Source organism: Corynebacterium guangdongense (assembly GCF_030408915.1).
In the GTDB taxonomy this organism is placed as follows: Bacteria; Actinomycetota; Actinomycetes; order Mycobacteriales; family Mycobacteriaceae; genus Corynebacterium; species Corynebacterium guangdongense.
Genome location: NZ_CP047654.1, coordinates 1176137 through 1198798, shown reverse-complemented (window position 1 = coordinate 1198798; position 22662 = coordinate 1176137). Strand labels below are relative to the sequence as shown.

Genomic DNA, 22662 nt, shown 5'->3' with positions numbered 1-22662 from the left:
ACCTCCGGGCCATTTTACTTTAACTCTGGACTAATTGTCCCGGGGGCCCTACGCTCGACGGCATCCCCCTTGCCCGCGTTAAGGAGCACCCCATGGCCATCAGCGAACGCACCCAGGAGTCGGACGGCAGCGGCGGTTTCAGCCGGCAGAGCAACTCCTTCACCACCTCCTTCGGCGACGGTCCCGGCGAACTGCCCGTCGAGGCCGGCCGCTACCGACTCATCGCCGCGATGATCTGCCCCTGGGCCCACCGTCAGCTCATCGTGCGCGAGCTGCTCGGTCTCCAGGACGTCATCGGCGTCGGCGTCGTCCACCCGCGCCGCACCCGCCAGGGCTGGCGGTTCGCGCTTGACCAGGACAACCGCGACCCCGTCCTCGGCGTCGAATACCTGCAGGAGGCCTACCTGGCCGCCGACCCGGGCTACGACAAGCGCGGCACCGTCCCGGCGATCGTCGACGTCGCCACCGGCCGCGTCGTCAACAACCACTACCACCGGCTCAGCAACGAACTCGAGGTCAGCTGGGAGCGTTTCCACAAGGCCGACGCGCCGGACCTCTACCCCGCCGACCAGCGCGGGCAGATCGACCAGTTCAACGAGTGGCTCTTCCACAACGTCAACAACGGGGTATACAAGTGCGGCTTCGCCACCTCGCAGCAGGCATATGACGCCGCCTACGACGCCCTGTTCGACGCCCTCGACCAGCTCGAGGAACGCTTGACGACGCGACGCTTCCTGTGGGGAGAACACATCACCGACTCCGACGTCCGCCTCTACGCGACGCTGGCGCGCTTCGACGCCGCCTACTACGGCGGTTTCAAGGCGAACCGGCAGCGCCTCATCGACTTCACCCATCTCTGGGGCTACGCCCGCGATCTCTACCAGACCCCCGGATTCGGCTCGACCACCGACTTCGAGGCCATCAAGGAGGGCTACTTCGGCGGCGAGGGCGTCATCGGCGAAGGCGAGCCGATCATCCCGAAGGGCCCGGACCAGTCCGGGTGGACCACCCCGCACGAGCGGGCCCGGCTGAGCGCCACCCCGGACCGGAAGTTCCTCCCGAAGACCCCGGCCCCCTACTAGGCCGACCCCGTGGCAAGGAGGGTCTCGAACCCAGCCTCGTCCAGGATGGTGACGCCGAGATCACGGGCCTTCTGCTCCTTGGAACCGGCGTTCTCCCCCACGACGACGTAGTCCGTCTTCTTCGACACCGACCCCGAGGCCTTGCCGCCGCGGGCGAGGATGGCCTCCTTGGCCCCGTCCCGGGAGAAGTTCTCCAGGGTGCCCGTGACCACGACGGTCAGCCCCGCCAGCGTCTGCTCCGCCCGCTCGGTCTGGTCGTCGGCCATCGTGACCCCGGCCGCGGCCCACTTGTCGACGATGCCCCGGTGCCAGTCCACGGTGAACCACTCGGCGAAGGACTCCGCGATGATCTGGCCGACGCCATCGGTCTCCGCCAGGTCTTCGACCTCGGCCGCGCGCATCGCCTCGAGGGAGCCGTAGCGCGCGGCCAGGGCACGGGCGGCCGAGGGGCCGACGTGGCGGATGGACAGGGCCACCAGCACGCGCCACAGCTCGGTCTGCTTCGCCGTCGAGAGGTTCTCGAGCAGCTTCCTGCCGGTGGCGTTGACCTTGCCCGCGGTGGTCGTGTAGACGCTGGAGGCCGCCAGCTTCTCCTCGGTGAGATCGAAGAGGTCGCCCTCGTCGACGAGGATGCCGGTACGGATGAGATCCTGGGCGCCCTTCTCCCCCAGCGCCTCAATGTCGAAGGCCCCGCGGCCGGCCAGGTAGGTCAGCCGCGCCGAGAGCTGCGCCGGGCAGCTGCGCGTGTTGGGGCAGCGCCAGTCGGCGTCGCCCTCCTTCTGCGGAGCCAGCCGGGTGCCGCAGGAGGGACACAGCGTAGGGAAAATGTAGCTGCGCTCGCTCCCGTCGCGCTTCTCCTCCACCGGCCCCAGGACCTCGGGAATGATCTCGCCGGCCTTGCGGATGATGACGGTGTCGCCGATCTTCACGCCCTTGCGCTCCACCTCCGTCTGGTTGTGCAGGGTGGCCATCGACACCGTCGATCCGGACACCAGCACCGGCGTCATCACCGCGAAGGGCGTGACGCGGCCGGTGCGGCCGACGCTGGCCTGGATGTCCAGCAGCGTCGTGGTGACCTCCTCCGGGGGGTACTTGTAGGCGATCGCCCACCGCGGCGCACGGCTGGTAGCGCCGTAACCACGCTGCTCCGCCAGGGAATCGACCTTGATGACGAGTCCGTCCATCTCGAACTCCGCGTCATGGCGGTGCGCTCCCCAGTATTCGACCTGCTCGATGATCTCGTCGACGGAGTGCACCTGCCGGGTGTGCGCCGAGACCGGGAAACCGAACGCCGCCAGCGCCGTGTAGGCCTCGTGCTGACTGCGGGGCTCGAAGCCCTCCCGCGCACCGATGCCGTGCGCGATGAAGCGGAGGCGGCGTTTGCGCACGTCCTCGACGTTCTTCTGGCGGATGCCGCCCGCCGCGGTGTTGCGCGGGTTGGCGAAGAGCTTCTGCTCCCGCTCCCGGCGCTCGTCGTTGATCTCCTCGAAGTCCACCGGGCGGATGTAGACCTCACCCCGGACCTCCAGCAGGGCGGGCGCCTCGCCGCGCAGCTCGTGCGGGATGCCCTCGACGACCTTCGCGTTGACGGTGATGTCCTCACCCACCCGCCCGTCGCCACGGGTGGCGGCGCGCTCGAGGAGGCCGTCGCGGTAGACCAGATCGATGGACAGGCCGTCGATCTTGAGCTCCGTCAGGTACGTCTGCGCCGGGGTGCGCCCCAGCCAGTCACGCAGCTCCTCCAGGGAGAAGACGTTGTCGAGGCTCATGAGGCGCTCGAGGTGCTCCACGTTCGCGAAGGAGCTCGTCGCCACCGCCGGGGCGCCGACCTCCATGGTCGGGCTGTCCGGGACCGCCAGGTCCGGGTGCTCGGCCTCCAGCTCCTGTAGTTCCCGGAACATCGCGTCGAAATCCGCGTCCGGGATTTCCGGGGTCTGGTTGTAGTAGAGGCCCCGGTGCCGGCGGACCTCCTCGGCCAGCTCGGTCCACCGGCCGCGGATCTCGGCGGAGGAGGCGGTCAGGTCGGGCGCATCAGAATCAGTCGGGTCACTCACCCGGACAATTCTAGCTAGTACAGGGCGGGACGGATGTGATCCCAGCCCGGCAGGAGCGCGCCGCTGAAGTTCGGCCAGTTGTGCACGCCCGCGGGCAGAAGATCGACCTGCTGGTGCGTCATACCCCGCGCCCGCATCGCCTGGTCAAGATCCACGGTGCAGCTCAGCGAGCCCCACTCCAGGACGATGCCGTTGGCCAGGGCGCTGGACGTCCGGTCACCGAAGTACTCCTCTTCTTCGGGGGTGACCACGCCCTCCGCGGCCGAGAGGTACACCGCGGTGGACGCGAGGCCCCTCGGGTCCTTGACGACGTTGTGGCGATCCCAGCCCGGCGCGCCCGGCGGGCCGTAGAGGTTGTAGACGGAGGCGCCGGCGTTCTCCACGATGCTGCCCACCATGATTCGCCCGGCGGTCGACGTCGTGGAGTAGCAGCCGGAAATCCCGATCACGCCGGCGAAGACGCCCGGATTCGCGTTGGCGATCGCCACCGCGCCGCTGGCGCCCATGGACAGACCGCCGATGGCGCGGCGGCCGTTGAAGTTGAGTCCGCTGGCGGGGTCCTCGAGCAGTGGGGGCAGTTCCTCGGTGAGGAAGGTCTCCCACTGGTTGCGCCCGAGCACCGGGTCGTCGGCGTACCAGTCGGCGTACATTGACGCGTAGGCTCCGGTCGGCATGACCAGGGTCACGTTCTCCTCCGCGAATAGCTCGTCCACGTGGCCCTCATGGAGCCAGCCGGAATCCCGGGGCGCGTCGACCCCGTCGAGCAGATAGAGCATCGGGGCGGGCTCCGTGGTCTCCGCGGGGCGCAGGATCTGAACGTCCACGTGCCGGCCCATGGCCGGTGAGGCGATGGTCCAGCGCTCAAGCCGGGGCAGGCGGTCGTCGGTGATCGAGACAATCCTCGACTCGGTGACGGGGCTCTCCCCGACCGGCGCCGGGAGGGACGAGCCGGTGCGCGGGGGCGTCGGCAAGCTGGCTGAGCCGAGCAGGTCGGCGGAGCTGAGCGCCGCGTCGACGGATCCGACGGTGGGCCAGGATGACTGCGACGAGGTGGCCAGGGCCGAACGGCCGAAGTCATCGGCGGACTGTTGGGCGGTCGCCGGGAAGGGGGCGGCCGCCACCGCCGCCACCACCAGCGCCGCCGCGTATCGTACGGTCGTGCGTGTGTTCATCGTGCGCTCCCTTAGCCGTCCGTGTCCGGCAACTGGGCGTTGCCGGTGCGATTTCTTAGGAGGCTACTCCACCGCCCCGGCGGGTAACGCCCCCTTGACCTGTTTCCGGGGTGGCCCGCGCTGCGGCCCGACGGTGTCCCCGGGGCGGTCGAGCCGCTGCTTCACCGACCCCGGCCCCGGGACGGGAAACGGCCAGGCGCGGGCGCCGCTGGCCGTCAAGTCCTGTGCCGAACCGCCCCCTTGGGCCCGGCGCGTAGCGGTTCCGCTACATGAGCGCTCCCCGGATGTGCTCCCACGCCGGGGCCAGCTGGGCCTGGAAGGTGTCCCAGTTGTGGACGCCCTCTCGCTGGTAGACCACCTGCTGATGGGTCATTCCCTCCGCCTCCATCGCTCGCTCGAGATCCTGGGTGCAGAGGTACGCGCCCTGCTCCAGGAGCACGCCCAGGGCGGCGACCGGGAAGTTCCCGGCCTCCGCGCCCTCGGGGAACTCGCCGGCCGACGCCGACAGATAGACGGCCTGGTCGCGCAGCCCCTCCGGGTCGCCGACGACGTCGTAGCGCTCCCGGGTGTCGGAACCGAGCGGACCCAGGAGGTTGTTGAGATCCCCGCCGCGGGACTCGATCGTCAGCCGCATGGTCTGGTAGCCCACCTCCGACTCGGCGGAGTAGCAGCCCGAGATGCCGAAGGTCGCGTCAAAGAGCTCTGGGTTGGCGTTGGCCAGGGTGACGGCGCCGGTCGCGCCCATCGAGAGGCCGCCGACGCCGTACCTGCCGTTGGTGTTCAGGTCGGGATCCGACTCCAGAAGCGGCGGCAGCTCCCTGGTCAGGAAAGTCTCCCACTGGTTCCGGCCGAGCACCTCGTCGTCCTCCTCCCAGTCGAGGTAGAAGGATGCCCGCGCCACCGTCGGCATGACCAGAGTGACGTTGTCCTGGATGATCCTGTGGGCGCCGTAGGAGACCCAGCCGGAGCGGCTCGGGGCGTTGACGCCGTCGAGGAGGTAGAGGACCGGAGCCTCGGTCGAGGTGTCCGCGGCCGGGCGAATCTGGATCTCGACGTTCCTGCCCATGGCCGGAGACGCGACCCACCAGCGCTGGATGCCCTCGGCCCCGGCGGTCAGGTCGCGGATGTCCTGCTCCTCCTTGCGGATCACCTTGGCCTCGGTGATGGTGTCGGAGTAATTCTGGGGCCCGTTGGCGGCGATGTCGTAGCCGTCCTCCGGAATGGCGAAGTCGGAGGAGCCGAGCGCGCCCAGGCCGTTGAGGCTGGAACCGAGCACCTCCGGCTGGTTGAAGACGGTGCGCGACGAACCGACGACGAAATCCGCGAGCTCCGCGTCGAGCTGCTCCTCGGATGAGGTCTCGGCGCTCTCCGGAGGGGTCTCGACGGGCGTCTCGTCCTCGGCGGCCCCGGCGTGGGCGGTGCTTGAGGAATGCACCAGCAGAATGGCCGCCAGCGCGGTGACGCCGACGCCGGCCGCGATGAGTTCGACCGGCCAGGTCCTCGGATCGGCCGGGTCGACGCCGTCCAGGCCGAGGGCGGCCTCGCCGGAGCGGATCGCCGCCTGCAGCTGCTGCTCGGCCTGCTGCCGGATCTCGACGACGGGGGCCGGCACCGGGACTGCCATGGCGCCGCTGACGCCGAGGGAGGCCACGGTAACGGCTGTGAGGACGGCACCGGCACGGGTGGGTAGGCGGTTCACGATCACGTTCTCCTCGGTGAAAACTCGGTATTCTGGGAGGCATTCTCCAGGTTTTCGTAATACTTTAGGTGAACGACGGGTGAACGCGCGAACCAACCGTCCGGGGCGACCGGCCAGGTTGGTGTCCGGCCCACGAAGTAGGGTTGACGCCATGGCACACTTCGACGCTTCGCGCATGCTCTCGTTTGATCTTGAGACCACCTCCGCCGACCCGATGGAGGCCCGCATCGTCACCTCCGCACTGGTGTCCATCGACGGCGCGCAGACGGACATGCTGGAGATGCTGGCGGATCCGGGAATCGAGATTCCCGAGGAGGCCGCCAGAATTCACGGAATCACGACCGAGAAGGCGCGCGCGGAGGGCCAGCCCCACGACGAGGTGCTGGCGGAGACCGTGCGCCGCATCAAGAAGGCCTGGGAGGAGGGCTTCGCCCTCGTCGTCTACAACGCCCCCTTCGACCTCACCGTGCTGCGGCAGCTGACCGGGAGTTTCACCGTCACCGGCCCGGTCTACGATCCGTACACGGTCGATAACATCAAGGACCGTTACCGCAAGGGCCGACGGACCCTGACCGACGTGTCGAAGCACTACGGCGTCACGCTGGACAACGCCCACGAGGCCACCTCCGACGCGATCGCCGCGGCGCGCATCGCCTGGAAGCAGGTCAACAAGGTCTACCCGGACCTCAAGGCGATGAGCACGGACGAGCTGATGGAGTTCCAGGCCGTCGGCTACTACGACAACCAGGAGAATCGCCGGAAGTACTTCGAGTCACGGGGGCGGGACGGGTCCTCGGTCAACACGTCGTGGCCGATGCAGGACTGACCCCCGCCGTGAGTTGCATGCCACAACAACAAGGTATATGACAGCCCTGTCACAGACGGCTGCTAGTATCCGTCTCACCCACCGGTCATCCCTCCCCCGACAATGAGACGCGGGGCGGGGGTGACCCCGAATCGGATGAAAAGAGGCCCCGCTGGTGAGCATCTCCACGGATCAGCACGGCAATGACGCCACCCCTCAGGAAGATCGCGCAGCGGTCATCATCGTGGGAATTTTCCCCCTGTTCATTCTCGCTGGGGCGGTACTGGCCTACTTCTTCCCGGCCCCCTTCCTGCCCATGCGCGAGTACATCACGTACTTCCTGATGATCATCATGTTCTCGATGGGTCTGACGCTGACCATCCCGGACTTCACCGAGGTTCTGCGCCGCCCCTTCCCCATCATTCTGGGCGTGATCCTCCAGTTCACGATCATGCCGGCGGGCGCCCTCGCCGTGGCCTGGGCGCTGAACCTCAACCCGCAGCTGGCCCTCGGTCTGCTCATGCTGGGCACCGTCCCGGGCGGAACGACCTCCAACGTCGTCGCCTACCTGGCCCGCGGCGACGTCGCCCTGTCGGTGACCATGACGTCGGTGTCGACGCTGCTCTCCCCGATCGTCACCCCGGCCCTGATGCTGCTGCTGGCCAGCGCCCAGACCGAGGTCGACGGCCTCGGCATGGCCAAGTCCCTGGCCCAGACGGTCCTGTTCCCGGTCATCGGCGGACTGGTCATCCGCTACCTCTTCGACGGCTTCATCACCAGGATCGCCCCGATCCTGCCGCTGATCTCCATCCTCGGCATCGGCGGGGTGGTCTTCCCCACCGTCGCCGCCAACGGCGACCTCATCGTCGCCTCCGGCTGGCTGGTCATCATCGCGGTGCTGCTGCACAACGTCATCGGCTACGTCCTGGGCTACCTCGGTGGCCGGGTGTTCCGCCTGGATGAGCGGGCCAACCGCACGATGAGCATCGAGGTCTCCACGCAGTCGGCGGGGCTGGCCTCGGGCATGGCCGGCAAGTTCTTCAGCCCCGAGGCCGCGCTGCCGGGCGCGGTCGCCGCCGTCCTGCACAACATCACGGGAGCGGTCTACGCCGCCATCATGCGCCGGATTCCGCTCCCGGCGGAGCGCACGGCCGCCGGCGCCGAGCCGGGCGTTCCGGCGGAGGTCAAGTCCTAGAGGTTTCCCGCGTCCCGGTCCAGGATGCCTGCGACCGCCTGCGCCATGGCGTACGCGCGGGAGGCGTCGAGAAGCGAGCCGCTCAACGCGCCCTTCGGGTGCACGTCGACCTCGCGGAGCTGGCTCGGGTCGAGCGAGAGCTCCCGCCACACCCGGGCGATGTCCATCGCCCGGGTTCTCGGCTTTTCCTGGCGTTCATCAATCTCCTCGCCGGCGGCGGTGACGCCGACGCCGATGCGCAGACCGCCGCTGACCGCCTCGCCGAGCGCGTCCAGCTGCCTCGTGCCGGTGATGCTGTCTAGGGTCAGCTGCAGCGTCTGCACCCCGGAGAGCCGGACGACCTCCCATTCCGGGATCTGCCCGGTGAGGTTGAGCGCGACCTCGCCGGCGTCGAGGTTGTCGACGACATGGGCCAGCCGCTTCCCGGCGTCCCTGGGGTGGACGGCGCGGACCTCGTCGAGGCGGGTGGTGCCCGGGAGGTTGCCGGCCACCACGTCGGTGAGCCAGGGTTCGTCGAGCTGGACGAGGATCTCGGCGGCGCCGAAGCGCCGGGCCACGTCGGCGATGTGGAGGTTGGCCCCGTCGATGAGGGCGTCGGTGAGGTCGCGCAGGGCCCCGCGGTCGGTGAGCACGCGGTGGCCGTCGGCCAGTTCGATCGCCCCGGCCAGCGTCCACGGCCCGGTGAGCTGGATTTTGACCGCGGGAAGGGTCCGGTTCCAGGCGGCCTGGCACTCGTCGAGGTCGCGCTCCAGGCGGTCGGCGGTGCGCCGGGAGATCAGCTGCGGGCGCGGGCTCATCCGCCAGGAGCGGGGGCCGCGGTCGACGTGGACGGCCTCGAGCAGGCTGGCGGTGCGCCCCACCGGATCGGAGCCGAGTCCGCGGTCGGGCAGCTGCGGAATGTGCGGCAGGCCGCCGGTCTCCGAGACGATGACGTCACAGGCCTCGGCGACCGAGGTGCCGGGAAGGGGTCCTAGTCCATAAGCGCGGGTCATGGGCCCCCAGGTTAGTCGGTGCCGCAGATGGTGCCGGAACCCAGCACGATGTCGCCGAGCCCGTCGTCGGTCGGCAGGTAGAGCACCGCGGCCTGGCCGCGGGCCACGCCGTGCAGCGGCTCGTCCAGGTCGAGGACCATGCGGTCCGCCTGCTTGTCGACGCTCACCGTACAGCCCACCACCGAGCCGTGGGCCCGGACCTGGACCTCGCAGCGGAGCTGCCCGTCCATGTCCGGGTGAAGGAACTTGAGGCGGTCGGCCTCGATGCGGCTCACGGCCAGGGCCTCGCGCGGGCCGACGGTGACGGTGCCGGTGGCGGCGTCGATGTCGGTGACGTAGCGGGGTCGGCCGTCGGCGGCCGGGGTCTTGATGTCCAGGCCCTTGCGCTGGCCGATGGTGTAGTTCCAGGCGCCGTCGTGCTCACGTAGTTCGGTGCCGTCCTGGTCGACGATCATGCCCGGGCGCAGGCCGATGGAGCGGCCGAGGAAGGCCTGGGTGTTGCCGTCGGGGATGAAGCAGATGTCGTAGGAGTCGGGCTTGGCGGCCGTCGAGAAGCCGTAGGCGGCGGCTTCCTCGCGGATCTTCGGCTTCTCGGTGTCACCGACCGGGAAAAGGCAGTGGTCGAGGTCCTGCCTGCTCAGCACGCCGAGCACGTAGGACTGGTCCTTCTTGTCGTCCGGGGAGCGGCGCAGGTGGCCGTCGGAGTCGAGCACGGCGTAATGGCCGGTGGCCACCGCGTCGAAGCCCAGGGCGATGCCGCGCTCGAGCAGTGCGGAGAACTTGATCTTCTCATTGCAGCGCAGGCAGGGGTTCGGGGTCTCGCCGACGGCGTAGGAGTCGATGAAGTCACCGATCACCTCCTCTTTGAAGCGGTCAGAGAAGTCCCACACGTAGAAGGGGATGCCGAGCTTGTCACAGACGCGGCGCGCGTCGGCGGAGTCCTCCAGGGAGCAGCAGCCGCGGGCGGTTTCCCTGGTCTGCTGGGCGTCCTGGCTCAGCGCCAGGTGGACGCCGATGACCTCGTGCCCGGCCGCCACGGCGCGGGCCGCGGCCACGGACGAGTCGACGCCGCCGCTCATCGCTGCAAGTACGCGCATGTCTTCTGCCTCCCGGGACTCTCGTTGACTCAGGGAACAACCTACCTCCGGGCCGGAGTATTCCCCAAGCACGGCCGGCGCCCGGCAGCGGTTAGTCTGAATCAATGGCACGAAAGCGAACCACCCGACGAGGGCACCGCGCGGCGGATCCGTCGATCCTCGGCACCTACGACATCGCCACCGGCGTCGCCGAGGTGCGGGAGGACGAGTTCCGGCCCGGCGCCTACGTCCTCCACGTCAACGGGGTACCTTCCTCGCATATCGTCCCGGGTCAACCCAGGGAGCTTGATTTTGAGTACATGCGGTGGATCGCGGCGATGGTCGAGGAGATCGTCGCCGAGCGGCTGGATCCGGCCCGCCTGCGGGTGACCCACCTGGGCGGCGCGGCCTGCTCGCTGGCCCGCTACTTCGCGGACATGTGGCCGGCCTCCCGGCACACGGTCGTCGAGCTCGACGCCACCCTGGCCGACTACGTCCGCGCCTGGTTCGACATCCCCCGCTCCCCGACCGTCAGGATCCGCGCCGGGGAGGCCCGCGCCGTCACCGAGACCTTCGCTCCGGACTCGCGGGACGTGCTCATCCGCGACGTCTTCGCCGGTGACGCCACGCCCAGGCCCCTGACCACGGTCGAGTTCTTCCGCCGGGTGTCGGCCTCCCTCGCCCCGGGCGGGCTCTACGTCGCCAACTGTGGCGACCACGCCGACCTCGCCGGGGCGAAGGCGGAGCTGGCGGGCATGGCCGAGGTCTTCGAGCACGTCGCGGTCATCGCCGATCCGCCAATGCTCAAGGGGCGGCGCTACGGCAACATCATCCTCGTCGCCTCGGACGCCGAGCTGCCGGTCGAGGGTTCGCCGGGGGCGGCGCGCGTCGCCAAGCCCCTGCTCGCGGGCGCGGTCCCGGCCCACTACAAGGACGAGCGCTGGACGCGGGCCTTCTTCTCGGGCGCTGTCCCGAGGACTGACTGAGTCCGCGATCCGGGCGCGGTACGGCCGACCCCCGATCAGCGCAGACCCGCGCGGCGGGCCTTCTCCACGACCTCGGCGATGTGCGCCGCCAGGTACTCAACGTCCTCGGCGGTGGTGGTCCGGCCCAGGGTGAAGCGCAGCGAGCCGATGCCCTCGGCGTCGGCGACGCCCATGGCCTCGAGCACGTGGCTCATGCGGCTGACCCCGGAGCTGCAGGCGGATCCGGTGGCGGCCTCGACGCCGAGGGAGTCGAGCAGCATGATCATGGAGTCGCCGTCCGCGCCCGGGAAGGACAGGTGCAGGTGGCCGGGCAGGGCGGGCTCGGCGGTGTTGACGCGGACGTCGTCGACGGCGGCGAGGATGCGCTCGCGCAGTTCGTCGCGCAGGGCGCTGATGCGCCCGTTGGCGGCCACCATCTCGTCGACCGCCTCCTGCAGCGCGGCGGCCATGGCGGCGGCCGAGGCGACGTCGACGGTGCCCGGGCGGATGCCGCGCTCCTGTCCCCCGCCGTGCAGGATCGCCGTCGGCGCCGGCGAGCGCTTGGCCAGCAGGAAGCCGACTCCGCGCGGGCCGCCGTACTTGTGGGCGGAGGAGGCCAGCGTCGTGGCGCCGAGGTCGTGGAAATGGATTGGGACGCGGCCCACCGCCTGGACGGCGTCGACGTGCACCGGCGTGCCGACGGCCGCGGCGCGCGCGATGATCTCCGGGATCGGCTGGATGGCGCCGGTCTCGTTGTTGGCGTACATGCACGTCGCCACCGCCGCCGGGACGTCGAGGGCGGAGAGGTCGCTGACGTGGGAGTGCCGGTCGACCGGCAGGAGCACGGCCTCGGCGCCCTCCTCAGCGACGAGGTGCTCCACGACCTCCTTGACCGCCGGGTGCTCGATCGGGGTCGAGACGATCCGGCTCAGTTCCGAGGCCCGGTAGAGGCCGTGGATGGCGATGTTGTCCGCCTCCGTGCCCGAGGCGGTGAAGATGACCTCGATGGGCTCGGCGCCCATGATCCCCGCGATCTGCTCGCGGGCGTCGTCAAGCACGCTGCGGGCCCGGCGGCCGGAACCGTACTGGCCGCCCGGGTTGACGGCCTGGGAGTGCCTCACCCAGGCGTCGATGGCGGCCTGGCGCATCGGGGTGGTGGCGGCGTGATCGAAATAATGCATGCCCCAGATAGTAGTGACGCCCGCCGCGGGGACCTAGGAGCGGGAGCGCAGCTCCTCGGTCAGGGCCGGGACGATCTCGTGGAGGTCACCGACGACGCCGAGGTCGGCGATCTTGAAGAACGGCTCGTCGCCGTCCTGGTTGATGACGACAATGGTGCCGGCGGTCTGCATGCCGGAGGTGTGCTGGATGGCGCCGGAGACGCCGACGCCGATGTAGAGGTCCGGGGAGACGTTCTCGCCGGTCTGCCCGATCTGGAAGGCGTGGTCGTACCAGCCCTCGTCGGTGGCGTCGCGGGTGGCGCCGACGGCGGCGCCCAGGGCGTCGGCCAGCGGCTCGACGACCTCGGTGAAGCCCTCCGCAGAGCCGACGCCGCGGCCACCGGCCACGACGGCCTTGGCCTGGGTGAGCTCGGGACGGTCACCAGCCACGGCCGGGGTGAAGGAGGTGACCGTGACGTCCTTGGCGGTGGCGGCGGGCAGCTCCATCGGCGCCAGGGCGCCCGCGGCGGCCTGCGGCTGCGGCGTGACGCTGCCCGGGCGGAGGGTGAAGATCGGGGCGGCGCCGCCCGCGGCGGCGAGGGTCTCGTAGGTGCCGCCGAAGATCTGGTGGCGGGCGGTGCGCTCGGCGGTGATCTCGACGACGTTGGCCAGCACACCGGAGGCCAGGCGCGCGCCGAGCCGGCCGGCGATCTCGTTGCCGGTGTCGGAGGCGGCGATGACGATCGGCGCCGGGTTGGCCGCGCCGAGGGCGTGCAGGGCGTCGACCTCGGGGGTGATCAGGCGCTGGGCGTAGTCGGCGGCGGAGGCGTCGATGACCTGCTCAGCGCCCAGCTGGCCCAGCTCGGTGGCCAGCGGCCCGGCGGTGCCCGGCGCGCCGACGACGACGGCGGAGACGACGCCCAGCGGGCGGGCGGCGGTGATCAGTTCGGCGGTGACGGGAGCGAGCTGGCCGCGGGAGTGCTCGACCAGGACGTAAACGTGGGACATGTTTTCTCCTTGACTTCGAGTTAGATGAGGCCGCGGGCGGCGAGGAAATCGGCGATCTGGACGGCGGCGGCCTTCGGATCGGCGCCGCCCTGGATGATTTCGCCGGAGGTGCGCTCGGGCAGCTTCGCTGCGGACTGGACCCGGGTGGCCGAGGCGTCGAGGCCGACCTGGGCGGCGTCGACGCCGATGGCGGCCAGGTCGTGGACGGTGATCTCGTGGGCCTTGGCGGCCTTGATCTTCTTGAAGTTGGGGTAGCGCGGGTTGTCGGCCTTGTCGGTGACGGAGACCAGAGCCGGCAGCTGCGCCTCCAGGCTCCATTCGCCGCGCGCGTCGACGCGGGTGCCGGTGACGGTGGTCCCCGAGACGGCGACGGCGTTCAGGCCGGTCAGGGCCGGGATCTGGCGGTACTCGGCGAGCAGGCCCGGCAGCAGGCCGGTGTCGCCGTCGGAGGAGGAGCGGCCGGTGACGATCAGCTGCAGATCCTCGACGGTATCGAGCAGGTTGGTCAGCGCCCAGGCGGTGGCGATGGCGTCCGAACCGGCGAGCGCGTCGTCGGTCAGCCGCACGGCGTCGTCGACGCCCATGGACAGCGCCTTGCGCAGGGACTCGTCGGCACTATCGGCGCCCATCGTCGCCGCGATGACCTGCCAGCCCTCCCCGTTGGCCTCCCTGATGCGGAGAGCCTGCTCGACGGCGTATTCATTGACCTCGTCGATGACGGAGTCGACGTTGACGCGGTCAAGCGTGTGGTCGGCCTCCAGGTTCTTGACGGACCAGGTGTCGGGAACGTGCTTGACGAGCACGACGATGCTGGGCATCCTCACTACCTTTCGCTGTTGGCTGGCGCCGGAGGTCGGGGTTCCGGCGCGCTGGGGTCTCAGGCGCGACAATAGTCACAACTAGACAGGGTTGTCACTATAACGCAGACCGCTTGGTTCACTTCGATTTTTATGCCGACCCGGGTCGACGAAATACATTCATCACCTTACGTTGAATCCGGAAGCCTCCGCCAGACGTGTCCGATCACACGGAATAATTAGTACGACCTTTCCGGGGGATTTGGGTACACTCACAGTCATAGGCAGAAGCACCTGACCATCGGATTCTGTTACACGTGGACCGCCACCCGCAGGTGCCCAGGCCTCCCGCTAATCACGCACACCCCTGCATTCGGAAAGGTTCAGCACCCCGTGACCACCGTGACCCAGCAGTCCATCGCCTGGACAGGCTTCACCCCCGGCCCCTGGCAGGACGCCATCGACGTCCGCGACTTCATCCAGCGCAACTACACCCCCTACGAGGGCGACGCCTCCTTCCTCGCCGGCCCCACCGAGAAGTCCCTCCGCCTCTGGGACCACCTGGAGAAGAACTACCTCTCCGTCGAACGCGCCCGGCGCATCTACGACGTCGACACCGACACCCCCTCCGACATCGACGCCTTCCCCGCCGGCTACATCTCCGCCGACGATGACGTCATCGTCGGCCTGCAGACCGACGTCCCCCTCAAGCGCGCCATGATGCCCAACGGCGGCTGGCGCATGGTCCGCCAGGCCCTCACGGAAGCGGGCAAGGAGGTCAACCCCGACGTCGAGAAGATCTTCACCCGCCACCGCAAGACGCACAACGACGCCGTCTTCGACATCTACACCCCGCGCATCCGCGCCGCTCGCTCCTCCCACATCATCACGGGCCTGCCCGACTCCTACGGCCGCGGCCGCATCATCGGCGACTATCGCCGCGTCGCCCTCTACGGCGTCGACAGGCTCATCGCGGACAAGGAGGCCGCCAAGCACGCCATCGGCGACCAGGGCTTCTCCGAGCACTGGGCCCGCGCCCGCGAGGAGCACGCCGAGCAGATCAAGGCGCTCAAGAAGCTCAAGACGATGGCCGCGCAGTACGGCTTCGACATCTCCGGGCCGGCCACCACCGCCCAGGAAGCGGTCCAGTGGACCTACTTCGGCTACCTCGGCTCCATCAAGTCCCAGGACGGGGCCGCCATGTCCATCGGCCGCCTCTCCCCCTTCCTCGACGCCTACTTCGAGCGTGACCTGGCCGCCGGCCTCATCGACGAGGTCGACGCCCAGGAGATCATGGACGCGCTGGTGATCAAGCTGCGCATCGTCCGCTTCCTGCGCACCGAGGACTACGACCAGATCTTCTCCGGCGACCCCTACTGGGCCACCTGGTCCGACGCCGGCTTCTCCGAGGACGGGCGCCCGCAGGTCACCAAGACCTCCTTCCGCCTGCTGCAGACCCTGCGCAACCTGGGCCCGGCCCCGGAGCCGAACATCACCATCTTCTGGGACCCGGAACTGCCGGCCGGCTACAAGGAGTTCTGCTCCGCCATCTCCATCGAGACCTCCTCGGTGCAGTACGAGTCCGACAAGCAGATCCGCGGCCGGTGGGGCGACGACGCCGCCATCGCCTGCTGCGTCTCGCCGATGAAGGTCGGCAAGCAGATGCAGTTCTTCGGCGCCCGGGTCAACGCCGCCAAGTCGCTGCTCTACGCCATCAACGGCGGCCGCGACGAGGTTTCCGGCGCGCAGATCACCCGCTCCGGGGACCACACCCCCGTCGAGGGCGGCGGGCCGCTGGACTTCGACGAGGTGTGGGGCAAGTACGAACTCATGCTCGACTGGGTCATCGGCACCTACGTCGAGGCGCTGAACATCATCCACTACTGCCACGACAAGTACGCCTACGAGTCGCTGGAGATGGCGCTGCACGACTCCGAGATCGTGCGCACCATGGGCTGCGGCATCGCCGGGCTGTCCATCGTCGCGGACTCCCTGTCCGCCATCAAGTACGCCAAGGTCACCCCGGTGCGCGACGAGACCGGGCTGGTCGTCGACTACGTCACCGAGGGCGAGTTCCCGCGCTACGGCAACGACGACGACCGCGCCGACGATATCGCCGCCACCGTCGTCCACACCGTGATGGAAAAAATCAGGCAGGTGCCGATGTACCGCGACGCGATCCCGACCCAGTCTGTCCTGACGATCACGTCCAACGTCGTCTACGGCAAGGCCACCGGGTCCTTCCCCTCCGGCCACCAGGCGGGCACGCCCTTCTCCCCGGGCGCGAACCCGGAGAACGGCGCGGACACCCATGGCATGGTCGCCTCGATGCTCTCGGTCGGCAAACTCGACTACAACGACGCCCTCGACGGCATTTCCCTGACCAACACCATCACCCCCTCCGGCCTGGGCCGCACCAAGGACGAGCAGGTAACCAACCTGGTCGGCGTGCTCGACGCCGGCTTCATCATGAACGACGAGAACTAGAAGGAGCATCCACCATGACCACCCCGACCTTTGCCGAGCGTCTCGCCTCCATGAAGGCCAACCGCGCCACCAACAACCAGGAGGCCGGTCTCTTCCACGCCAACATCAACGTGCTGGAGGAATCGACCCTGCGCGACGCGATGAAGCACCCGGAGAAGTACCCGAACCTGACGGTGCGGGTGTCGGGCTACGCGGTGAACTTCGTGAAGCTCACCGAGGAGCAGCAGCTCGACGTCCTCGACCGCACCTTCCACCACAGGGCGTAGGGCCATGTCCGACGGCGTCACCGGTTCAGTAGCGCTCAGTCCCGCCGACGGGGGGCGCGTGCGGGGCACCGCCGCGGGGCTCGGTTTCGGGGAGGAGGAGGTCGCCTGCCTCGACGAGCTCACCCGCGGCCAGCTGCTCGAGGCCCGGCGCACCGGCGAGGTGGGGCTGGTGCATTCCTGGGAGACGGTCACCGCCGTCGACGGCCCGGGCACCCGCCTGACCTTCTTCCTGGCGGGCTGCCCGTTGCGCTGCCTGTACTGCCATAACCCGGACACCTTCGAGATGAAGGAGGGCACCCTGGAACGCGCCGACGACCTGGTGGCCCGCATCCGCCGGATGCGCCCGGTCTTCCGGGCCTCGGGAGGCGGGCTCACGCTCTCGGGCGGGGAAGCGCTGTTCCAGCCGGCCTTCGCCACCCGCCTGTTCCGCGAGGCGCACGCCATGGGCGTGCACACCTGCCTGGACACCTCGGGCTTTCTCGGAGCGCGGCTGTCCGACGCCGACCTCGCCGACATCGACCTGGTGCTGCTCGACGTCAAGGCCGGCGACGAGGAGACCTACCGCCGGGTCACCGGGCAGAGCCTGCGGCCGACCGTCGATTTCGGCGACCGCCTGGCGGCGCTGGGCACGAAGGTGTGGGTGCGCTTCGTGCTGGTGCCGGGACTCACGGACGGGGAGGAGAACGTCGCCGCCGTCGCCGACATCGCCGCCCGGTGGAAGGACAACGTCGAGCGGGTGGAGGTGCTGCCCTTCCACAACATGGCGGTCGACAAGTGGGACGCCCTGGGGCTGGACTACCGGCTACGCGACACCCGCCCACCGAGCCGCGAGTCTGTGGAGCGGACCGTGGCGGCCTTCGAGGCCCGGGGCCTGCGGACCTTCCACGGTTAGGCCCACTGGCGTGGCCCGCAGATCAGCGCGACGCCCGCCCGTCCGATGCGTGTGCACACCACCGCCATCGGGCGGGTTCCCTTCAGCTTGAGCTTCTTGCGCAGGGCGTCGGGGTCGACGTCGACGCCGCGCACGAGGATCTCCAGGGAACCGGCGTCGTAGGGCGTCAGCGCGGCCCGGAGCTTCTTCAGCGGAACCTGCTCGAGGATCTCGAAACCGGAGCAGCCGGCCGGGATGCGGTCGCCGGTGAGGTAGGCGATGTGCTCGTCAAGCATCCACAGATGCTCCCGGTACGCCCAGTGGCGCACCAGCCCGGCGCGCACGATGGCCCCGTCCGGGTCGATGAGGAAGGTGCCCGGCTCCCCCGCCCCGACGTCGTCGGGCATCGCGGAGGTGATGCGGTCCACGCCCGCGCCGATGACGACCGCCTCGCGGCCGGTGCCCAGCCCCGGGGTGTACAGGCACGCCTCCTTGACGGCGCCGTCGACCGAGGTAACGCTGACCAGCCCCTCCCACCCGGAGAAGTCGAGGCCGGGCGCGCATTTCACGGCCATCTCGCGGCCCGGGTATGCATCAAGGAGGTCCGGCAACGGCGGGATGAGTTTGGCGGGGTCGGTGATGCGGCGCCCGCCGGCCCGGCGGGCGGGGTCGGCGAGGATCACCCCGCGCCTGCTTATCGACGCCAACGCGTCCGCCCGCGCCAACCATGCCCCCGGGCCCAGGTTGTGCCGCGCCATGAGCAGGCGGGCCGGGTCCAGGTCGGATCCCAGGTACCCGATGTCCGTGAAGCGGAACGCTTCACCCTCGGTGCCGATGGAGCAGGTGACGTCGTGGACCAGGTCCACGCCGGCGTCGGCGAGTCGGCGCGCGCGTTCGACGGCGACGGCGTGCGGGGTGGCCTGCTGGGCGGAGTCGGTGTCGGCGAGCCAGTGCACCGGGAATTTGCCCGAGGCCCGGGCGGTGGCGATCTCCAGGGCGGCGCGGCCGTAGTCGCCGTAGGCGGCGCGGGCGCGGCGGGCGTCGTCAAGCATGCTCTTCCTGGTGAGCCCGAAGTCGACGTCGATGTCGTGGACGCTGAAGTACGTGACCTCGTCAACGTCGAGGGCCATGGCCGATCCTGTCTTCCGGGGTCGAGGTGAAGAACTCATGGTAGCGGGGGTCCTCGGTGGGATCGCCGACGACCGGCTTGATCACCGCGTAGCGGGCCGCCGCCACCGCCGCGGCCACGGTGTCGAACTGCTTGAGTTCCTTGAGCTGCGCCCAGTTCGGAATGACCATCCGCACCAGACCGTTGCGCCAGCCCTCGATGAGCAGGCGCGGGCTGAACCAGTTGGCGTCGTCGGCCTCGGTGGTGTCGCCGTCGGGCTGCTGCCCCTCCGGCGCGACCGCCAGGAAGGAGTAGTTGTCGAACCAGGTCCCCGACTCCGACTGCCCCACCCAGCGCGCCCAGGGCATCACCAGATCCGAGCGCACCTTGAGGTCGTGCTCCAGCAGGACCTCCGTCAACGACAGCTCATGGGAGACCAGCGCCTTGCGCGCCTCGTGATAGGGGCCCGCGTCCGAGATCTCCGTCCCGTCCGCGTGCACCGCCAGCAGCGTGCCGGTCTCCTCGAAGAGCTCGCGCACCGCGGCGAAGACCAGCGCGTGCGCCTTGTACTTCGTCACCCCCAGCTTGCGGGCGACCGAGACCACCGAGGGGCCCTCCCAGAGGTTCCCCGAGTCCCAGGAGCGGGGCGGGAAATCCCGCTTGTCGACGCCCCCGCCCGGAAACACCGTCATCCCCGCGTAGTTGCGCATCGTATGGACGCGCTCCTGCACCCACACCTCCAGCCCGTGGACCCCGTCGCGCAGCAAAATGACCGAGGCGGCCATCCGGCCACCGTTGTACCCGGTCGTCTCAGTGGGATCGATGCGGTCGGCGTCATCGTTGGAAATGGCGCCATGAACCCGTGACACGAGACCTCACCTCCCTCCGTGCCCTGCGTGGCCCGTCAGCTAAGCGCGATGGGTACCTCCGACGCGCACCCGGCGGGCGAAGTAGCGGCCGCCGATCCGATCCAGCTCAATCGGCTGGTGGAAGGTCCTCGACAGGTTCTCTGAGGTCAGCACCTCGTCGATCGGGCCCTGGGCGACGGCGACGCCCTCATCGAGCAGCATGGCGTGGGTGAAGCCCTCCGGGATCTCCTCGACGTGGTGGGTGATCATCACCGTCGCCGGGGCGTCCTCATCCAGGGCCAGGGCCGACAGGTAGGTCACCAGATCCTCGCGCCCGCCCAGGTCCATGCCCGCGGTCGGCTCGTCGAGGATGAGCAGCTCCGGGTTGACCATGATCGCGCGGGCCAGCAGGACGCGCTTGCGCTCGCCTTCCGAGAGGGTGCCCCAGGTACGGTCGACCAGGTGCATCGCGCCGACCTGCTCCAGCGTCATCACGGCCTGCTCACGGTCGATCTCGTCGTACTCCTCGATCCAGCGGCCCAGCACGGCGTAGCCGGCGGAGATCACCAGGTCCCCCACCTTCTCGGTCGGGGGGATGCGCCCGCCCAGGGCAGCCGAGGACACGCCGATCATCGTGCGCAGGTCGCGCAGCGCGGTCCGCCCGATGCGCTCGCCCAGCACGTAGGCCCTGCCCGAGGTCGGGTGCTCCTCCGCGCCCGCGATGCGGATCAGGGTGGTCTTGCCCGCACCGTTGGGGCCGAGAATCACCCAGCGCTCGCCGAGGGCGACCTGCCAGGTGATGTCGTCGAGAAGCGCCCTGCCGTCCCGGAGGAGGGACACGTTGCGCAGATCCAGGAGGAGATCCGGGTCCGCGACGACGTCAAGATCGGTGGTGTAATCAGCTGCGTTGTCAGTCACGTCCCCCATTGTGGCCCATCTTCTCCTCCCCCGGTGGAAGTGACACAACTTGGCTACTGTCGAAGGGGTAATCCCCCGCGGCGATGGCGCTGGTGGGGAGAAGAATCTGCGAAGAAGTGAGGGATAAACCCATGACCGGTCGCCTCGGTATCGACGATGTCCGCCCCCAGATCTCCGGACGCCAGCACCCGGCCAAGGCCGTGGTCGGTGAAGTCGTCCCCGTCTCCGCCCTCGTGTGGCGGGAGGGCCATGACGCCGTGGCCGCGACCCTCAACGTCACCGCCCCGGACTCGACGACGCCGACCGCGACCACCATGACGCCGGAGAAATTCAACCAGGACGCCGTCCACGCCGTGTTCGTCCCCGACCGCGTCGGCACCTGGGCCTTCCGCGTCGACGCCTGGTCCGACGTCTTCGCCACCTGGCGCAACGCCGTGACCAAGAAGCTCGCCGCCGGCCAGTCCGAGGCCGAACTGGCCAACGACCTCGCCCACGGCGCGGAACTCTTCGACCGCGCCGCCGCGCAGACCCCCGAGGCCGAGGCCGGGATCCTGCGCCGCGCCGCCGCCGACCTGCGCGACCGGTCGCTGCCCCTCACCGGGCGCGTCGCCACCGGCCTCGGCGACGACGCCACCGCCGTGCTCGCGGCCTACCCGCTGCGCGAGCTGCTCACCCACGGCCCGATCTGCGAGGTCAAGGTCGAGCGCACCAAGGCGCTGTTCTCCAACTGGTACGAGTTCTTCCCGCGCTCCACCGGCGGCCGGGACGCCGAGGGCAACCCGGTCCACGGCACCTTCGCCACCACCGCCGCCGCCCTGGACCGCGTCAAGCGCATGGGCTTCGACACCGTCTACTTCCCGCCGATCCACCCGATCGGGGAGATCAACCGCAAGGGCCGCAACAACACGCTGACCCCGGAACCCCACGACGTCGGTTCCCCCTGGGCGATCGGCTCGAAGGAGGGCGGCCACGACGCCGTCCACCCGGCGCTGGGCACCATGGACGACTTCCGGGCGATGGTCGCCCGCGCCGAGGAGCTGGGCATCGAGGTCGCCCTCGACCTGGCCCTGCAGGCCGCACCGGATCACCCGTGGGCGACCGAGGGACGGCCCTTCTTCACCGTGCTCGCCGACGGCACCATCGCCTACGCCGAGAACCCCCCGAAGAAGTACCAGGACATCTACCCCATCAACTTCGACAACGCCCCGGAGGAGATCTACGCGGAGGTCCTGCGCGTGGTGACGTTCTGGGTCGAGAACGGGGTGAGCACCTTCCGCGTGGACAACCCGCACACCAAGCCGGCCAACTTCTGGGAGTGGCTCATCGCCGAGGTCCACCGCGACCACCCGGAGGTCATCTTCCTGGCCGAGGCCTTCACCCGCCCGGCGCGCCAGTACGGGCTGGCCAAGCTCGGCTTCAGCCAGTCCTACTCCTACTTCACCTGGAAGACGACGAAGGAGGAGCTCACCGAGTTCATGACCGACTGCGTCGACAACGCCGACATCATGCGCCCGAATCTCTTCGTCAACACCCCGGACATCCTGCACGAGTCCCTGCAGACCGGCGGCCGGGCGATGTTCGCCATCCGCGCCGCCCTGGCCGCGACCCTGTCCCCGCTGTGGGGCGTCTACTCCGGCTACGAGCTCTACGAGCACGTGCCGGTCAAGCCGGGCAGCGAGGAGTACCTGGACTCCGAGAAGTACGAGCTGCGCCCGCGCGATTTCGAGGCCGCGCTGGCCGCCGGCGACTCGCTGGAGCCCTACCTGGCGAAACTGAACTGGATCCGCGGCGAGCAGCCGGCGCTGCAGCAGCTGCGCACCCTACGCTTCCACGAGGTCGACAACGAGCATGTCATCGCCTACTCCAAGACCGACCCGATCACCGGCAACGCGGTCTTCGTCGTCGTCAACCTGGACCCCCGCAACGTCCAGGAGGCCACCGTCCACGTCGACTACGACGTGCTGGGCCTGCCCGAGGCGGAGTCCTACACCGTCACCGATCAGGTCACCGGCGCCTCCTACCAGTGGTCCGAGAAGAACTTCGTGCGGCTCAACCCCCAGCTGGACGTGGCCCACATCTTCGTGCTGCCGACGGTGCCGGAGGAGCGTCGGGAAGCGCTCGCCTACCGTGAGCTCAAGGACTATCGCCCGTAAATGTGC

General features: G+C 69.5%; 19 protein-coding genes. 8 read left to right on the top strand and 11 right to left on the bottom strand.

Annotated features, from left to right (window positions below):
* The first annotated feature begins 92 nt into the window (after positions 1-92).
* Positions 93-1082, top strand: coding sequence for a glutathione S-transferase family protein (locus tag CGUA_RS05700; RefSeq protein WP_290198115.1), 990 nt, complete (start codon positions 93-95; stop codon positions 1080-1082).
* Here CGUA_RS05700 and ligA read toward each other — a convergent pair.
* The 3 genes from ligA to CGUA_RS05685 all read right to left on the bottom strand — a co-directional run bounded on the left by ligA (position 1079) and on the right by CGUA_RS05685 (position 6007).
* A complete protein-coding gene (gene ligA, locus CGUA_RS05695) occupies positions 1079-3103 on the bottom strand; it encodes an NAD-dependent DNA ligase LigA (protein ID WP_290198325.1) in 2025 nt (674 codons plus the stop codon). The two genes, CGUA_RS05700 and ligA, sit on opposite strands and share 4 nt — an antisense overlap.
* A gap of 47 nt (positions 3104-3150) precedes the next feature.
* Complete coding sequence (locus CGUA_RS05690; RefSeq protein WP_290198114.1) at positions 3151-4308, bottom strand: alpha/beta hydrolase; 1158 nt, start codon at positions 4306-4308, stop codon at positions 3151-3153.
* A gap of 265 nt (positions 4309-4573) precedes the next feature.
* Positions 4574-6007 (bottom strand): alpha/beta hydrolase, encoded by a 1434-nt coding sequence (locus CGUA_RS05685; protein WP_290198113.1) that lies wholly within the window; start codon positions 6005-6007, stop codon positions 4574-4576.
* A 151-nt stretch (positions 6008-6158) separates the two neighbouring features.
* Here CGUA_RS05685 and CGUA_RS05680 point away from each other — a divergent pair, with 151 nt between their 5' ends.
* Together CGUA_RS05680 and CGUA_RS05675 are read left to right on the top strand one after the other, a co-directional pair.
* On the top strand, positions 6159-6833 hold the full coding sequence (locus tag CGUA_RS05680; protein WP_290198112.1) for a 3'-5' exonuclease: 675 nt from the start codon (positions 6159-6161) through the stop codon (positions 6831-6833).
* Positions 6834-6987: 154 nt separating this feature from the next.
* Complete coding sequence (locus tag CGUA_RS05675) at positions 6988-8007, top strand: bile acid:sodium symporter family protein (protein WP_290198111.1); 1020 nt, start codon at positions 6988-6990, stop codon at positions 8005-8007.
* Here the strand turns inward: CGUA_RS05675 and CGUA_RS05670 are convergent.
* Positions 8004-8999, bottom strand: a complete 996-nt coding sequence (locus tag CGUA_RS05670; RefSeq protein ID WP_290198110.1) for a uroporphyrinogen decarboxylase/cobalamine-independent methonine synthase family protein — start codon at positions 8997-8999, stop codon at positions 8004-8006. The two genes, CGUA_RS05675 and CGUA_RS05670, sit on opposite strands and share 4 nt — an antisense overlap.
* Before the next feature lie 11 nt (positions 9000-9010).
* A complete protein-coding gene (gene mnmA, locus CGUA_RS05665) occupies positions 9011-10096 on the bottom strand; it encodes a tRNA 2-thiouridine(34) synthase MnmA (protein ID WP_290198109.1) in 1086 nt (361 codons plus the stop codon).
* Between the two features lie 104 nt (positions 10097-10200).
* Here mnmA and CGUA_RS05660 point away from each other — a divergent pair, with 104 nt between their 5' ends.
* Positions 10201-11061, top strand: coding sequence for a spermidine synthase (locus tag CGUA_RS05660; RefSeq protein ID WP_290198108.1), 861 nt, complete (start codon positions 10201-10203; stop codon positions 11059-11061).
* A gap of 35 nt (positions 11062-11096) precedes the next feature.
* Here CGUA_RS05660 and CGUA_RS05655 read toward each other — a convergent pair whose 3' ends face one another.
* The 3 genes from CGUA_RS05655 to CGUA_RS05645 are packed head-to-tail and all read right to left on the bottom strand — an operon-like array spanning position 11097 to position 14026.
* Positions 11097-12221, bottom strand: coding sequence for a cysteine desulfurase family protein (locus tag CGUA_RS05655; RefSeq protein ID WP_290198107.1), 1125 nt, complete (start codon positions 12219-12221; stop codon positions 11097-11099).
* Between the two features lie 33 nt (positions 12222-12254).
* A complete protein-coding gene (locus CGUA_RS05650) occupies positions 12255-13208 on the bottom strand; it encodes an electron transfer flavoprotein subunit alpha/FixB family protein (protein WP_290198106.1) in 954 nt (317 codons plus the stop codon).
* Positions 13209-13228: 20 nt separating this feature from the next.
* Positions 13229-14026, bottom strand: a complete 798-nt coding sequence (locus CGUA_RS05645; RefSeq protein ID WP_290198105.1) for an electron transfer flavoprotein subunit beta/FixA family protein — start codon at positions 14024-14026, stop codon at positions 13229-13231.
* Positions 14027-14398: 372 nt separating this feature from the next.
* Between CGUA_RS05645 and CGUA_RS05640 the strand changes: the two genes are divergently transcribed.
* From CGUA_RS05640 to pflA, 3 genes are read left to right on the top strand one after another with little or no spacing between them, the layout of a single operon-like run.
* On the top strand, positions 14399-16492 hold the full coding sequence (locus CGUA_RS05640) for a pyruvate formate lyase family protein (protein ID WP_290198104.1): 2094 nt from the start codon (positions 14399-14401) through the stop codon (positions 16490-16492).
* Positions 16493-16506: 14 nt separating this feature from the next.
* The gene (grcA2, locus tag CGUA_RS05635) at positions 16507-16758 is read left to right on the top strand and encodes an autonomous glycyl radical cofactor GrcA2 (protein ID WP_290198103.1); all 252 of its coding nucleotides are present in this window, start codon (positions 16507-16509) and stop codon (positions 16756-16758) included.
* Positions 16759-16762: 4 nt separating this feature from the next.
* Positions 16763-17650, top strand: a complete 888-nt coding sequence (gene pflA, locus CGUA_RS05630; protein ID WP_290198102.1) for a pyruvate formate-lyase-activating protein — start codon at positions 16763-16765, stop codon at positions 17648-17650.
* On the opposite strand, the gene CGUA_RS05625 is transcribed toward pflA, so the two are convergent.
* The 3 genes from CGUA_RS05625 to CGUA_RS05615 are packed head-to-tail and all read right to left on the bottom strand — an operon-like array spanning position 17647 to position 20512.
* Positions 17647-18759 carry a THUMP-like domain-containing protein gene (locus tag CGUA_RS05625; protein ID WP_290198101.1) on the bottom strand — a complete coding sequence of 371 codons (1113 nt, stop codon included), beginning with the start codon at positions 18757-18759 and terminating at the stop codon, positions 17647-17649. The two genes, pflA and CGUA_RS05625, sit on opposite strands and share 4 nt — an antisense overlap.
* Entirely contained in the window at positions 18743-19606 is an 864-nt protein-coding gene (locus CGUA_RS05620) for an NUDIX hydrolase (protein ID WP_290198100.1), read from the bottom strand. Before CGUA_RS05620 ends, CGUA_RS05625 begins: the two co-directional genes overlap by 17 nt.
* A 39-nt stretch (positions 19607-19645) precedes the next feature.
* Positions 19646-20512, bottom strand: coding sequence for an ABC transporter ATP-binding protein (locus CGUA_RS05615; protein ID WP_290198099.1), 867 nt, complete (start codon positions 20510-20512; stop codon positions 19646-19648).
* 122 nt (positions 20513-20634) lie between these two features.
* On the opposite strand from CGUA_RS05615, the gene CGUA_RS05610 reads away from it, so the two are divergent.
* Positions 20635-22656 (top strand): alpha-1,4-glucan--maltose-1-phosphate maltosyltransferase, encoded by a 2022-nt coding sequence (locus CGUA_RS05610; protein ID WP_290198098.1) that lies wholly within the window; start codon positions 20635-20637, stop codon positions 22654-22656.
* Positions 22657-22662: the final 6 nt, after the last annotated feature.